This window comes from Blastococcus xanthinilyticus, assembly GCF_008124835.1.
Taxonomy (GTDB): domain Bacteria; phylum Actinomycetota; class Actinomycetes; order Mycobacteriales; family Geodermatophilaceae; genus Blastococcus; species Blastococcus xanthinilyticus.
The window spans coordinates 22,948-36,398 of sequence record NZ_VNHW01000011.1 but is presented as its reverse complement, the minus strand read 5'-3'; the positions used below and the strand labels follow the sequence as shown (position 1 = coordinate 36,398).

15 protein-coding genes are annotated in these 13,451 nt (G+C 71.9%); all 15 read right to left on the bottom strand.

The features are described 5' to 3' along the window. Positions 1–93: 93 nt before the first annotated feature. Positions 94–1,536 carry a F0F1 ATP synthase subunit beta gene (gene atpD, locus BD833_RS16460; RefSeq protein ID WP_166534242.1) on the bottom strand — a complete coding sequence of 481 codons (1,443 nt, stop codon included), beginning with the start codon at positions 1,534–1,536 and terminating at the stop codon, positions 94–96. A 44-nt stretch (positions 1,537–1,580) separates the two neighbouring features. Next, entirely contained in the window at positions 1,581–2,555 is a 975-nt protein-coding gene (locus tag BD833_RS16455; RefSeq protein WP_166534241.1) for a F0F1 ATP synthase subunit gamma, read from the bottom strand. A gap of 3 nt (positions 2,556–2,558) precedes the next feature. Then, positions 2,559–4,196, bottom strand: coding sequence for a F0F1 ATP synthase subunit alpha (gene atpA, locus BD833_RS16450; protein WP_166534240.1), 1,638 nt, complete (start codon positions 4,194–4,196; stop codon positions 2,559–2,561). Positions 4,197–4,242: 46 nt separating this feature from the next. Next, positions 4,243–5,115, bottom strand: coding sequence for a F0F1 ATP synthase subunit delta (locus BD833_RS16445; protein WP_166534239.1), 873 nt, complete (start codon positions 5,113–5,115; stop codon positions 4,243–4,245). Beyond that, positions 5,115–5,726 carry a F0F1 ATP synthase subunit B gene (locus BD833_RS16440; RefSeq protein WP_208092715.1) on the bottom strand — a complete coding sequence of 204 codons (612 nt, stop codon included), beginning with the start codon at positions 5,724–5,726 and terminating at the stop codon, positions 5,115–5,117. The genes BD833_RS16445 and BD833_RS16440 overlap by 1 nt, the downstream gene beginning before the upstream one ends. Positions 5,727–5,752: 26 nt before the next feature. Beyond that, positions 5,753–5,962 carry an ATP synthase F0 subunit C gene (locus BD833_RS16435; protein ID WP_166534238.1) on the bottom strand — a complete coding sequence of 70 codons (210 nt, stop codon included), beginning with the start codon at positions 5,960–5,962 and terminating at the stop codon, positions 5,753–5,755. 83 nt (positions 5,963–6,045) lie between these two features. Further along, complete coding sequence (gene atpB / locus BD833_RS16430; RefSeq protein ID WP_208092714.1) at positions 6,046–6,828, bottom strand: F0F1 ATP synthase subunit A; 783 nt, start codon at positions 6,826–6,828, stop codon at positions 6,046–6,048. 83 nt (positions 6,829–6,911) lie between these two features. Further along, positions 6,912–7,163 (bottom strand): hypothetical protein, encoded by a 252-nt coding sequence (locus tag BD833_RS16425; protein ID WP_166534237.1) that lies wholly within the window; start codon positions 7,161–7,163, stop codon positions 6,912–6,914. Beyond that, positions 7,160–7,606: a Cg1360 family ATP-synthase-associated protein gene (locus BD833_RS16420; RefSeq protein ID WP_166534236.1), complete on the bottom strand. Its 447-nt coding sequence runs from the start codon at positions 7,604–7,606 to the stop codon at positions 7,160–7,162. The genes BD833_RS16425 and BD833_RS16420 overlap by 4 nt, the downstream gene beginning before the upstream one ends. 58 nt (positions 7,607–7,664) lie before the next feature. Continuing rightward, a complete protein-coding gene (locus BD833_RS16415; RefSeq protein ID WP_166534235.1) occupies positions 7,665–8,879 on the bottom strand; it encodes a glycosyltransferase family 4 protein in 1,215 nt (404 codons plus the stop codon). 4 nt (positions 8,880–8,883) lie between these two features. Then, positions 8,884–10,182: a serine hydroxymethyltransferase gene (locus BD833_RS16410; RefSeq protein WP_243737728.1), complete on the bottom strand. Its 1,299-nt coding sequence runs from the start codon at positions 10,180–10,182 to the stop codon at positions 8,884–8,886. A 307-nt stretch (positions 10,183–10,489) separates the two neighbouring features. Further along, a complete protein-coding gene (locus BD833_RS16405; RefSeq protein ID WP_166534234.1) occupies positions 10,490–11,131 on the bottom strand; it encodes an L-threonylcarbamoyladenylate synthase in 642 nt (213 codons plus the stop codon). A 21-nt stretch (positions 11,132–11,152) separates the two neighbouring features. After that, positions 11,153–12,016, bottom strand: coding sequence for a peptide chain release factor N(5)-glutamine methyltransferase (gene prmC, locus BD833_RS16400; RefSeq protein WP_166534233.1), 864 nt, complete (start codon positions 12,014–12,016; stop codon positions 11,153–11,155). 2 nt (positions 12,017–12,018) lie between these two features. Continuing rightward, positions 12,019–13,098 carry a peptide chain release factor 1 gene (prfA, locus tag BD833_RS16395; protein ID WP_166534232.1) on the bottom strand — a complete coding sequence of 360 codons (1,080 nt, stop codon included), beginning with the start codon at positions 13,096–13,098 and terminating at the stop codon, positions 12,019–12,021. Positions 13,099–13,185: 87 nt separating this feature from the next. Beyond that, positions 13,186–13,422, bottom strand: coding sequence for a 50S ribosomal protein L31 (rpmE, locus tag BD833_RS16390; protein WP_166534231.1), 237 nt, complete (start codon positions 13,420–13,422; stop codon positions 13,186–13,188). Between the last annotated feature and the right edge of the window lie 29 nt (positions 13,423–13,451).

The following is a 13,451-nucleotide window of genomic DNA, read 5'->3' as shown; positions in this document are numbered from 1 at the left end:
GCGGGAACCCGGCCGTCGGAACGTCCTGGAACGGCGACCCTCCAGGAACCCGCGCCGAGCCTGCGAGGCGTGGGAGGAAGGGTCTCCCTTCTCCTACTTCTTGAGCTTGTCCGCGTTCTTCTCGAGGTCCTCGAGACCACCGCACATGAAGAACGCCTGCTCCGGCACGTGGTCGTAGGTGCCCTCGGTGAGCGCCTTGAACGCCTCGAGGGTCTCCGACAGCGGGACGTAGGAGCCGGGCTGACCGGTGAAGGCCTCGGCCACGAACATGTTCTGCGAGAGGAAGCGCTCGATGCGCCGGGCCCGGTTGACCGTGACCTTGTCCTCCTCGGAGAGCTCGTCGATACCGAGGATCGCGATGATGTCCTGCAGCTCCTGGTAGCGCTGCAGGATCTGCTTCACCGTCTGGGCGATCTGGTAGTGCTCCTGACCGACGTACTGCGGGTCGAGGATCCGGCTGGTGGAGTCCAGCGGGTCCACGGCCGGGTAGATGCCCTTCTCCGAGATCGGCCGCGAGAGCACGGTCGTCGCGTCGAGGTGGGCGAACGTGGTGTGTGGCGCCGGGTCGGTGATGTCGTCGGCGGGCACGTAGATCGCCTGCAGCGAGGTGATGGAACGACCGCGCGTCGAGGTGATCCGCTCCTGGAGCTGACCCATCTCGTCGGCCAGCGTCGGCTGGTAGCCCACGGCCGAGGGCATGCGGCCCAGCAGCGTGGAGACCTCGGAGCCGGCCTGGGTGAACCGGAAGATGTTGTCGATGAAGAGCAGCACGTCCTGGTGCATCTCGTCGCGGAAGTACTCCGCCATCGTGAGGGCCGAGAGCGCGACGCGCAGCCGGGTGCCCGGCGGCTCGTCCATCTGGCCGAACACCAGCGCGGTGGACTCGATGACGCCCGACTCGGTCATCTCCGTGATCAGGTCGTTGCCCTCACGGGTGCGCTCGCCCACACCGGCGAACACCGACACGCCACCGAACTCCTGGGCGACGCGACGGATCATCTCCTGGATGAGCACCGTCTTGCCGACGCCGGCACCGCCGAACAGCCCGATCTTCCCGCCCGCCACGTAGGGGGTCAGCAGGTCGATGACCTTGATGCCGGTCTCGAGCAGCTCGGTGCGGCCCTCGAGCTGGTCGAACCGCGGCGCGTTCCGGTGGATCGACCAGTGCGTGGCGTCCTCGGCGTAGCCGGGGGTGTCCAGGCACTCGCCGAGGGCGTTGAACACGTGCCCCTTGGTCACGTCGCCCACCGGCACGCTGATCGGGCCGCCGGTGTCGGTGACCGCGGCGCTGCGGACCAGCCCGTCGGTCGGGGCCATGGAGATGGTCCGGACGACGTTCTCGCCCAGGTGCTGGGCCACCTCGAGGGTGAGCGTCTTGCTCAGGTCGGTCAGGGTGACGTCGACCTTCAGGGCGTTGAACAGGTCGGGCATCGCGTCGCGCGGGAACTCGACGTCGACGACCGGCCCGGTGACCCGCACGACGCGGCCGGTGGCCTGGGTGTGCGAGGTGGTCGGACGGTCCTCGGTGACGGTCATCTGTACTGCTCTCCTGCCCTGGGGCTCGGGGGTTCGTTCTGTGGTCAGTCGTTGGCGCCGGACGAGACCAGCGCGTCGGCGCCACCGACGATCTCGCTGATCTCCTGCGTGATCTCGGCCTGGCGCGCCTGGTTCGCCTGCCGCGACAGGTTCTTCGCCAGCTCCTCGGCGTTGTCCGAGGCCGACTTCATCGCCCGCCGGCGCGAGGCCGACTCGGAGGCCGCCGACTCGAGCATGGCCGCGTAGATCCGTGTGGTGACGTACTTCGGCAGCAGCGCGTCGAGGAGACCCTCGGCCGACGGCTCGAACTCGTAGGACGTCGGGATGCCCGAGTCCCCGGCCGTCGTGCCCGACTCCCGGTCCTCGCGCTCGTAGTCGAACTCGTCGACCTCCTCGACCTCCAGCGGAGCCATCCGCTTGGCGACCGGGACCTGCGCGAGCAGCGAGCGGAACTCGGTGTAGACGATGTGCAGCTCGTCCACCCCGAGGACGCCGTCCGCCCCGGCTCCGCCGTCCTCGTCGTCCTGACCGGCGGTGAAGACGTCGATGAGCGCGCCACCGACCTCCTGCGCGTCGGTGTAGTTCGGCTGCTCGGAGAAGCCGGTGAAGGTGGCGGCCGTGTCGCGGTTCCGGAAGGAGTAGTAGGTCTCCCCCTTCCGGCCGACCACGTACAGGACCGGCTCCTTGCCCTCCTGCCGGAGCAGGGCGAGCAGCTCCTCGGTGCGGCGCAGCACGTTCACGTTGTACGAGCCGGCGAACCCCCGGTCGGAGGTGATCACCAGCACGGCGGCCCGCTTCGGGTTGTCCCGCTCGGTCAGCAGCGGGTGGTCGAGGCTGGCCGAGGAGGCCAGCGCCGACAGCACCCGCGTGATCTCCCGGGCGTAGGGCTTCGAGGCCTCCACCCGGGCCTGGGCGCGCACGATGCGGGCGCCGGCGATCAGCTCCTGCGCCGAGAAGATCTTCTTCGTCGACTTCGTGGAGCGGATGCGGCGCCGCAGCGCGCGGAGGGTACCGGCCATGGGTCAGCTGCTCCGCTTGACCTGGACGCGCTCCTGACCCCGCTGCGAGGCGTCCAGGGCTTCGGCCTCCGGCTCGTTGACCGTCAGCGACTCCCCGTCGGAGGTCGTGAACTGGCCGTAGAACGTCTCGACGGCCCGCTCCAGGCTGGCGACGGCGTCGTCCTCGAGCTTCTTGGTCTGCTGGATCGACTCGAACACCGCGTTCTCGCCGCGGCCGATGTAGTCGAGGAACTCCGACTCGAACCGGCGCACGTCGGAGACGGGCACGCGGTCGAGCTTGCCGGTGGTGCCGAGCCACAGGGAGACGACCTCGCGCTCCACCGGGTACGGCGAGTACTGCCCCTGCTTGAGCAGCTCGACCAGCCGCTGCCCGCGCTCCAGCGTGGCGCGGCTGGAGGCGTCCAGGTCGGAGGAGAAGGAGGCGAAGGCCTCCAGCTCGCGGTACTGGGCCAGGTCCAGCCGGAGCCGGCCGGCGACCGACTTCATCGCCTTGATCTGGGCCGAGCCACCGACGCGGGACACCGAGATGCCGACGTTGATGGCCGGGCGCACACCGGAGTTGAACAGACCCGTCTCGAGGAAGATCTGCCCGTCGGTGATCGAGATGACGTTGGTCGGGATGTAGGCCGACACGTCGTTGCCCTTGGTCTCCACGATCGGCAGGCCGGTCATCGAGCCGGCCCCCAGCTCGTCGGAGAGCTTGGCGCAGCGCTCCAGGAGGCGGGAGTGCAAGTAGAAGACGTCGCCCGGGTAGGCCTCGCGGCCCGGCGGCCGGCGGAGCAGCAGCGAGACGGCGCGGTAGGCCTCGGCCTGGCGGGACAGGTCGTCGAACACGATGAGGACGTGCTTGCCCTCGTACATCCAGTGCTGGCCGATGGCCGAGCCGGTGTAGGGCGAGATGTACTTCATGCCGGCGGACTCCGACGCGGGAGCGGCGACGATCGTCGTGTACTCCAGGGCGCCGGCGTCCTCGAGGGACTGGCGGATCGCCGCGATCGTCGAGCCCTTCTGACCGACGGCGACGTAGATGCAGCGCACCTGCTGCGTCGGGTCGCCGGTGGCCCAGGCCTGCTTCTGGTTGATGATCGTGTCGATCGCGATCGCGGTCCGGCCGGTCTGCCGGTCACCGATGATCAGCTGGCGCTGGCCACGGCCGATCGGGGTCATGGCGTCGATGGCCTTGATCCCGGTCTGCATGGGCTCGTGCACCGACTGCCGCTGGACCACGGTGGGCGCCTGCAGCTCCAGGGCCCGGCGGCCGGTGGTCGCGATCGCGCCCTGCCCGTCGATGGGGTTGCCGAGCGGGTCGACCACGCGGCCGAGGTACCCGTCACCGACGGCGACCGAGAGCACCTGACCGGTGCGGCGGACCTGCTGGCCCTCCTCGATGCCGGCGAAGTCACCCAGGACGACCACACCGACCTCGCGGACGTCGAGGTTCAGCGCCAGGCCTCGGACACCGCTCTCGAACTCGAGCAGCTCGTTGGTCATGACCGAGGGCAGGCCCTCGACCCGGGCGATGCCGTCGCCGGCCTCGGTGACCGTCCCGACCTCTTCGCGGGAGACGTCAGGCGAGTACTCGGTGACGTAGTTCTGGATGGCACTGCGGATCTCGTCTGCGGAGATCGTCAGCTCGGCCATGGCGTGAATCCTCTTCCCTGCGGGGTCGTGATCTGGGGTGGTGCGGTCAGCCGGCGAGCTGCCGGCGGGCGGCTTCCAGCCGGTGGGCGATGCTGCCGTCGATGAGCTCGTCGCCCACCTGGACGACGAGACCACCGAGGATGCTCGGGTCCACGGTCACCTGCAGCCCGATGGTCCGCCCGTAGAGGCGGCCGAGCACGTCGGCGAGCCGCTGCTCCTGGCCGGCGGTGAGCGGCACCGCGGTGGTCACCCGGGCCACCGACTGACCGCGACGGCGGCTGGCGAACTCCGAGAGCCGCTCGATGGCGACCCCCGCCGTCCCGACGTGCGAGCCGGTGAGGACGTTGCGCAGCAGCACCTCGGTGACCGGGCTGACCCGGCCGGAGAGCAGCTGGTCCAGCAGCGCCGACTTGCCCGCCGCCGGACCCTTCCGGTCGCTCAGGATGCGGGAGAGCTCCTGGTCGGCACCGACGATCCGCCCGAAGCGGAACAGCTCGTCCTCCACGCTGTCCAGCTCGCCGCGGGCGTCCGCGGCGTCCAGCGCGGCCTCGCTGGCCAGCTCCGTGGCCGCGTCGACGAGGTCGAACGGCCGCGACCAGCGCTGCCGGACGCTGACCTCGACGACGTCGTTCGCCACCGGCGACAGCCGGGCCCCGAAGAGCCGCTGCGCCAGCGCCGCCCGCTCCTCGGGCTTGCCCGAGGGGTCGGACAGGGCCCGGCGCAGCGAGGGCTGGGACTCGAGCAGCCGGGCCACGGCGAACAGCTCCTCCGCGAGCGTGAGCTGCTCGTCGGCGGTGGTGGCCCGGGACTGCCGGGTCACCACGTCGCGCGCCCTGCCCAGCAGCCCCGAGGGGTCGCGGGTCAGCTCCTCCAGGCGCTCGCGGGCGACGGCGAGCGCTACCCGGCTCGACGCCTCCATCAGCGGGTGCCCTCGGATGCTGCGGTGGCGCCCCCGCGTCCGCCGGCGCCGACCATCCCGTCGAGCTGGTCGAGGAAGCGGTCCACGGTCCCGTTCCGGCGGGCGTCGTCGGCGAGGGACTCCCCGACCACCCGGCCGGCGAGGTCGACGGCGAGCGCGCCGATCTGCCCGCGCAGCTCGTTGATCACCTGCTGGCGGGAGGCAGCGATCTGCTCCTCGCCGCGGGCGACGATCCGCGCCGACTCCTCCTGCGCCTGGGTCCGCAGCTCCTCGAGGATCTGCTGCCCCTCGGCACGGGCCTGGTCACGGATCTGCGCGGCCTCGTTGCGGGCCTCGGCGAGCTGGGCGCGGTACTGCTCGAGGGCCGCCTTCGCCTCGGCCTGCATGGCCTCGGCGCGCTCGATGCCGCCCTCGATGGTGCGCTGGCGCTCGGCGAGCATGGTCTCCAGGCGCGGGACCACGTACTTCTTGTAGAGGAAGTAGAGGGCGGCGAAGGAGATGATGCCGACGATCAGCTCACCCGGGTGCGGGATGACCGGGTAGGTGTCCTCCCAGAAACCGCCCTCGCCGCCCTCGGCGGCCAGGACGCCGACCGCGTTGTCGATCGCCATCAGATGTGCTCCTTCCCGGTCCTCGGTCAGCCCGAGAAGACGAAGGCCAGGGCGATGCCGAAGATGGCCAGCTGCTCGCAGAGCACGAAGCCCAGGATGGCGATGGTCTGCAGCACACCGCGGACCTCGGGCTGGCGGGCCACGCCGGCCACGTAGGCGGCGAAGATCAGGCCGATGCCGATGCCCGGCCCGATGGCCGACAGGCCGTAGCCGATGATCGCGAGGTTGCCTTCCATTGGGTGTGTCCGTTCCTCTCAGTCGGTCTGTGCGGCCGGCTGGCTCACACGGGTCTTACAGCTGGGGTGGGGCCCCGCGGACGTCAGTGGTCGTCCGCGTAGACCTCGGCGATGTAGATCGAGGCGAGCAGGATGAAGACGTAGGCCTGCAGGAACGCGATCAGGATCTCGAACGCGCTGAACAGGAAGAACATCAGGAAGGCGGGGATCGAGACCAGCTTCAGCAGACCATCGCCGTGCAGGAGCAGGAACTCCCCGCCGAGCGCGAACAGCAGCAGCAGGATGTGGCCGGCGAACATGTTGCCGAAGAGTCGCAGCGTGAGGGTGACCGGGCGGGTGATCAGGAAGGTCACGAGCTCCAGGACGAAGACGACCGGCACGACGAAGAGGGGCAGCCCGCTGGGCACCAGGTTCTTCAGGAAGCCCCCGATCCCGCGGCGGCGGACGCCGGCGACCAGGTAGACGACGTAGACCCCGAGCGCGAGCGCCAGCGGGAAACCGATCCGGCTCATCGTCGGGAACTGGATGGGCGGGATGATGCCCATCAGGTTGTTCACCAGGATCAGCGTGAAGAGGGTGAACAGCAGCGGGATGTAGGGCTTGAAGTGCGCCGACCCGATGATGTCGCGGCCGATCGAGTTCCGGACCAGGCCGTACATGCCCTCCAGGCGGAACTGACCCCGCCCGGGGACCACCGCGAGCCGACGCGTCACGAGCATCATGACGACGGCGAGGCCGATGGTCACCAGCACCATCACGACCATCGAGCGCGTCAGGGCGAAGGCGCCGTCACCGACCAGCGGCTGCCAGAAGTCTGGCGCGCTCGGCGGGACGAACTCCTCGGCGGCCGAGACCTCGGTCGTCACTACTCAGCCTCCGTCAAGAACTGCTGCGGGTGGATTCGTGCCACGGCCCGGAGGGTCGCCCACCTCCAGCGGAGAGGCGCGCCTCACGGGCCGGGGTCACTGTAACGGACCCACACCGCGTAGATCGCGGCGGCCATCCCCAGCACCAGGGCGACCGGGAGGATCCACACCTGCCCGGTGGCCTCGCTGAGCCACCACGCCGGCAGCCCGAAGACGAGCATCCCCGACAGCAGCATGCCCAGGGCGTCCCAGCCCTGCCGCAGGTGGGCGCCCGCGACCATCTGGGTGTGGACCGGCGCCGGCCGCTCCCCCGCACCGTCGCCGGCGTCGGTCAACGCGCTGCTCCGGAGGCCGTCGTCGGCTCGTCGTAGATGTAGGTCTTCACCCTGGTGAAGGCGACGACCTCGCCGATGGTCCCCGCCAGGGACACGACGATCGCGGTGACGGCGAAGGCGATCGGCGAGAGCCACTCGGCGTTCCGGAACAGGATCAGGAAGACCCCGAGCAGCATGACCTTGAAGAAGTAGCTGACCATCGCGCCCAGGAAGACCACGCGCGGGTCCAGGCCGGCCATCTTCCGCAGGATGAGCATGGTCGAGACCGTGCTCAGCACGACGAGGACCGACGCGAGGGCGCTGCCGGCCAGCCCGAGCGAGCCGTCGACCAGCGTGAACACCGCGATGGCTACGACGGCGACGGCGATCGAGGGCACCGCGCCACCGCGGAGCATCGCGGCGTAGGGGTCGGGGCGCGCGGACGGGTTGCGTTCGGAGGACACGCCTCACGGTACCTGGACCGCTGCCCCGTCCGGCCGGCCACGGAGCGCCGCCACCGGGTCAGGGGACGGGCTCGCGCTGCCCGACGGCGGGCGCGCTGCGCGCCCGGGACGTCGGGTGGTCGGCCCGGCTGCGCCGGCGCTGGGCCTCGAGTTCGGCCGCCCGGGCCTCCCGGGCCGCCCGGCGCGCACGGGGGCTCAGCACCACGACGACCCCGATGACGAGCAGCACGGCGATCACCACCAGCAGCTCCGCCCGGCCGCCGGTGATGGACAGTCCGACCGCCCCGAACGACAGCAGCGCCGCCCAGAAGTACATGACCAGCACGGCCCGCCGGTGCGAGTGGCCGATGGACAGCAGCCGGTGGTGCAGGTGCATCTTGTCCGGGGAGAACGGGGAGCGGCCCTTCCTGGTCCGGCGCACGACCGCCAGCACCAGGTCGGTGAACGGGATGAACAGGATGGCGATCGGCACCAGCAGCGGCAGCGTCAGCGGCAGCAGGCTGGCCGCGGAGCCGAAGGTCTGGGCGTCCACTCCCCCCGTCGCGGTCACCGCGGCGGCCGACAGCATCAGGCCCACGAGCATCGAGCCGGAGTCGCCCATGAAGATGCGGGCCGGGCTGAAGTTGTGCGGCAGGAAACCCAGGCAGGCGCCGGCCAGCACGGCGGTGATCAGCGCCGGGGTGCTCGCGACGTCGTCGTACCCGGTCAGCCCGAGGTGGTAGCTGTAGGCGAAGAAGGCCAGCGCCGCGATCGCCGACACCCCCGCCGCCAGGCCGTCGAGGCCGTCGATGAAGTTCAGCGCGTTCACGGCGAAGACGGTCAGCAGGATCGTCGCCGGCACGCCCACCTGCGAGCCGAGGACCAGCGTGCCGATGTCGGCCACCGGCAGGAACAGGAAGGCCAGCTGCACGCCCAGCAGGACCATCACCCCGGCCGCCGCGATCTGGCCGGTGAGTTTCGTCAGGGCGTCCAGGCCCCACTTGTCGTCCAGCACGCCGAGCAGGCAGATCAGCCCGCCGGCGACCAGCACCGCGTAGACCTGGGTGTCGTCGAACGTCCGCTGCAGCGCCGGCAGGCGGGAGGCCACGAGCACCGCGGCCACCACGCCCAGGTACATGGCCACGCCACCGCCCCGCGGGGTCGGGATGACGTGCACGTCGCGCTCCCGCGGGGCGGCCATCATGCGCAGCCGGATCGCCGCCATGCGCACCACGGGGGTGGCCAGGTAGGTGACCAGCCCCGCGGTGAGCAGGACGACGACGTACTCGCGCACGGGCTCAGGCGGGCCGGGGGTAGGCGGGGTGGTCGCCGACCAGTTCGCGGACGCCGGCGGCGACCTCGGAGGTGCGGCTGCCGTCGGCGTCCCGGATCGCGGCGCCGATCAGCGAGGCGATCGACTTCATGTCCGGCTCGGTCATGCCCTGGGTGGTCACCGCGGGGCTGCCGACCCGGATGCCCGAGGCGACCGAGGCCGGCTGCGGGTCGAACGGGATCGCGTTCTTGTTGAGGACGATGCCCGCCGCGCCGCACCGGGCCTCGGCGACCGCCCCGGTCACGAGGGCGCCGGCGGTGTCCTCGACGGCCTGCAGGTCCAGCAGGGCCAGGTGGGTGTCGGTGCCACCGGCGACCGGGCGGAGCCCTTCCGCGGCCAGGCCCTCGGTCAGCGCCTGGGAGTTGGCGATGACCTGCCGGGCGTAGGCCTGGTACTCGGGCTGCAGGCACTCCTTGAAGTTGACCGCCTTGGCGGCGATGGCGTGCATGAGCGGCCCGCCCTGCATCATCGGGAAGGCCGCCTTGTCGATGGCCTTGGCGTGCTCGGCCTTGCAGACGATCGCGCCACCGCGCGGGCCGCGCAGGACCTTGTGCGTGGTGAAGGTGACCACGTCGGCGTAGGGCACCGGGCTCGGGATCGCCTTGCCGGCGACCAGGCCGATGAAGTGCGCCGCGTCGACCATCAGGATCGCCCCGACCTCGTCGGCGATCTCGCGGAAGGCCGCGAAGTCGATCAGCCGCGGGATGGCCGAGCCACCGCAGACGATCATCTTCGGCCGGTGCTCGCGCGCCAGGTCTCGGACCTGGTCGTAGTCGATGTGCTCGGTCTCCGGGTTCACGCCGTACTGCACGGCGTTGAACCACTTGCCCGAGAACGAGACCTTCGCGCCGTGGGTGAGGTGCCCACCGTGCGGGAGCGCCATCGCCAGCAGGGTGTCCCCCGGCTGCATGAACGCGCCGTACGCCGCCAGGTTGGCGTTGGCCCCCGAGTGCGGCTGGAGGTTGGCGTGCTCGGCGCCGAACAGCTCCTTGGCGCGCGCGATGCCGATCTCCTCGGCGACGTCGACGACCTCGCACCCGCCGTAGTAGCGCCGGCCCGGGTAACCCTCCGCGTACTTGTTCGACAGCGTGCTGCCCAGGGCCGCGAGCACCGCGGGGCTGGTGAAGTTCTCGCTGGCGATCAGCTGCAGGCCGGCGCGCAGCCGGTCCAGCTCCCCGGTCACCACGCCGGCGATGTCGGGGTCGAAGGCGGTCAGGGCGTCGAAGTCCGGCCCCCAGAACGGAGTCATGGCGGGGGTACTCATCTCAGGCGCACTCCATGGTCGGTGCGGGCGCCCGCGATGCCCGGGCTCGGGCGGCGCGGCGGTCGCCCAACGGTAGCGCTATGACCTTGCAACGCTCCGCGTTGCACCGCTGCCACGTGCCGTTCCCCTGCTGCGCTGAGCGTGTCCGCACGCTCCTCGCCGGACCCTCCGGGCCCACCTCGTCGGTGCCCTGCCCTTCGGCCTGCGGTCGAACACTCCTCGCGGACCCCCCACCTCGTCGGTGTCCTGCCCGTCGGCCGGCGGTCGAGCACTCCTCGCGGACTCCTCCGGGGCCTGCTCGTCGTACTCAGTCGGTGATCTCGGGGACGACCTGTTGCAGCCGCTCGACCGGGACGGCGCCCACCCGCAGCACCCGGGGCACCGGGCCGGTGCAGTCGACGATGGTGCTCGCCGCCGAGCCCGTGCGGGGCCCGCCGTCGAGGACGACGGCCGCGTGCGCGCCCAGCTGCATGTCGGCCTCCTGCGCGGTCGTCGCGGCCGGGCGCCCCGAGCGGTTCGCGCTGGAGACGGCGAGCGGCCCGGTGCGCCGCAGCAGGTCCCGGGTCAGCTCGTCGCCCGGCAGCCGGACGGCGACCGTCCCCTCGGCGTCGCCGAGGTCCCAGGCCAGGGAAGGGGCGTGCTCGAGCACGAGGGTGAGGCCGCCGGGCCAGAACTCCTGGGCCAGCCGGGTGGCCGTCTCCGGGGTCTGGAGCACCAGACCGGCCAGGGTCGAGGCCTCCCCGATCAGGACCGGGACCGGCATGGCCCGCCCTCGGTTCTTCGCCGCCAGCAGCCGGCCGACCGCCGCCGGGGTGAACGCATCGGCGGCCACCCCGTAGACGGTGTCGGTGGGCAGCAGGACCAGCTCCCCGCGGCCGATCGCCGCCGCGGCGGCGTCCAGGGCGGTGGTGCGGGTCCCGGCATCGGAACAGTCGTAGAACTCGGCCACGGGCAGAGTCTCCCGCAGTGCTCAGCCGGTGCGGCGGGCGGTGGTGAAGCGGGGCCGCCCGGCGAGGTCGGGGTGGTCGTCGACGTCGGCGAACTCGCGGCGGGTGCGCACCAGCGCCGGCAGCGTGCGGCCCTGCTGGTCGGCGTGCTCGATGCCCAGCACCCCGCCCGGCCGGAGCAGCCGGGCCGCGGTCACCAGCAGCCCTCGGACGACGTCGAGACCGTCCGGGCCGCCCCACAGCGCCAGCGGCGGGTCGTGGTCGGCCACCTCCCGGGGCACGCGCGCGCCGTCGGGCACGTACGGCGGGTTGCTGACCACCAGGTCGACGTCGCCGTCGAGCTCGCGCAGCAGCCCGGGGTCGGTCATGTCCCCGGCCAGCACCTCCACCCGGGCATCGCCCGCGGCGGCGCGGGCCGCGGCGTTGTGCCGGGTCCACTCGATGGCGCCGGGGTCCCGCTCGACCGCGGTGACCCGCGCGCCGGGGTGCTCGGAGGCGATCGACAGGGCGATCGCGCCGGAGCCAGAGCCGAGGTCGACGACGACCGGTGCGACGGTGCCGCGCAGCTGCTCCAGGGCCCAGCCCACCAGCTGCTCGGTCTCCGGCCGCGGCACGAAGACGCCCGGCCCGACGGCGAGCTCGAGGTGGCGGAAGGGAGCCCGGCCGGTGAGGTGCTGCAGCGGCACCCGGTCGGCCCGCTGGGTGAGCAGCTCCTCGAAGCGGGCGGCGACGTCGTCGTCGACACCGTCCAGGGTGAGCAGCCGGGCCCGCGGTACCCCGAGCACGTGCGCCAGCAGCAGCTCGGCGTCCACCCGGGGCGACTCGATGCCGGCCGCGGAGAGGCGAGGCACCGCCGCGGTGAGCAGCGCTCGGCAGGTGGCGGGCACGGTCAGGAGCCGGCGGCCAGGAGCTCGGCGGTGTGCGCGCTGACCAGCGCGTCGATGACGCCGTCGAGCTCGCCGTCGAGCACCTGGTCGAGGTTGTGCGACTTGTAGCCGACGCGGTGGTCGGAGATCCGGTTCTCCGGGAAGTTGTAGGTGCGGACCCGCTCGCTCCGGTCGACGGTGCGGACCTGGCTGCGCCGCTGGTCGCTCGCCGTGGCGGCGGCCTCCTCGCGGGCGGCGGCCAGCAGCCGCGACCGCAGCACGCGCAGCGCCGACTCGCGGTTCTGCAGCTGGCTCTTCTCGTTCTGCGAGCTCACCACGATGCCGGTCGGCAGGTGCGTGATGCGGACCGCGGAGTCGGTGGTGTTGACGCTCTGCCCGCCCGGGCCGGAGGAACGGAAGACGTCGATGCGGAGGTCGTTCGGGTCGACCGTGACGTCGACCTCCTCGGCCTCCGGGAGGACCAGCACGCCGGCGGCCGAGGTGTGGATGCGCCCCTGGCTCTCGGTGGCCGGCACCCGCTGGACGCGGTGCACACCGCCCTCGAACTTCAGCCGCGACCAGATGCCCTCGTCGCTGCGCGACTTGATCGCGACCGCGACGTCCTTGTAGCCGCCGAGCTCGGCGTCCACGGCGTCGAGCACCTCGGTGGCCCAGCCGCGGCGCTCGGCGTAGCGCAGGTACATCCGCAGCAGGTCGCCGGCGAACAACGCCGACTCCGCACCGCCCTCCCCCGCCTTGATCTCGAGGATGACGTCCTTGTCGTCGTCGGGGTCCTTGGGCAGCAGCTGCTCGCGCAGCCGGTCGGTCAGCTCGGCGATCCGCCGCTCGAGCCCGGCGGCCTCCGCCGCGAAGGACGCGTCCTCCTCGGCCAGCTCGCGGGCGGCGCTCAGGTCGTCGCGCGCCTGGTCGAGGGCGCGCGCGGTCTCGACCAGCGGGGCCAGCTGCGCGTAGCGGCGGCCCATCCGGCGGGCGCGGGACTGGTCGGCGTGGACCGCGGGGTCGGCGAGCTCCTGCTCGAGCCGGGCGTGCTCGGCCAGCAGCCCGGCCAGCCGGTCGGGGGCCGACGTGTCGGTGCTGCTCATCGGAGGGTGCCTCTCGGGCTCGCGTCGGGTCCGGACATGACGACGGCGCCCGCCCCACCGAGGTGGGAACGGGCGCCGTCGGGGGTGCTACTGGGCGTCGGCCGCCGCTGCGCCGGCGTTGCGCTTGCCGAAGCGCTTCTCGAAGCGGGCGACGCGACCGCCGGTGTCGAGGATCTTCTGCTTGCCGGTGTAGAAGGGGTGGCAGGCCGAGCAGACCTCGACGGTCAGCTGACCGCTGGGCGCCGTGCTGCGGGTGGTGAAGGTGTTCCCGCAACCACAGGTCACGGTGGTCTCGTGGTACGCGGGGTGGATGTCGGGCTTCATGCCGATTGCCTCTTCCGAGAAGTCTGTGC

Excerpts from the sequence above, each read along its gene's own strand:
- BD833_RS16440 (WP_208092715.1), bottom strand. The coding sequence starts at position 5,726 with ATGGCGATCGACAACGCGGTCGGCGTCCTGGCCGCCGAGGGCGGCGAG.
- atpA (WP_166534240.1), bottom strand. The coding sequence starts at position 4,196 with ATGGCCGAGCTGACGATCTCCGCAGACGAGATCCGCAGTGCCATCCAG.
- BD833_RS16455 (WP_166534241.1), bottom strand. The coding sequence starts at position 2,555 with ATGGCCGGTACCCTCCGCGCGCTGCGGCGCCGCATCCGCTCCACGAAG.
- prfA (WP_166534232.1), bottom strand. The coding sequence starts at position 13,098 with ATGAGCAGCACCGACACGTCGGCCCCCGACCGGCTGGCCGGGCTGCTG.
- atpD (WP_166534242.1), bottom strand. The coding sequence starts at position 1,536 with ATGACCGTCACCGAGGACCGTCCGACCACCTCGCACACCCAGGCCACC.
- BD833_RS16435 (WP_166534238.1), bottom strand. The coding sequence starts at position 5,962 with ATGGAAGGCAACCTCGCGATCATCGGCTACGGCCTGTCGGCCATCGGG.
- BD833_RS16410 (WP_243737728.1), bottom strand. The coding sequence starts at position 10,182 with ATGAGTACCCCCGCCATGACTCCGTTCTGGGGGCCGGACTTCGACGCC.
- BD833_RS16445 (WP_166534239.1), bottom strand. The coding sequence starts at position 5,115 with ATGGAGGCGTCGAGCCGGGTAGCGCTCGCCGTCGCCCGCGAGCGCCTG.
- rpmE (WP_166534231.1), bottom strand. The coding sequence starts at position 13,422 with ATGAAGCCCGACATCCACCCCGCGTACCACGAGACCACCGTGACCTGT.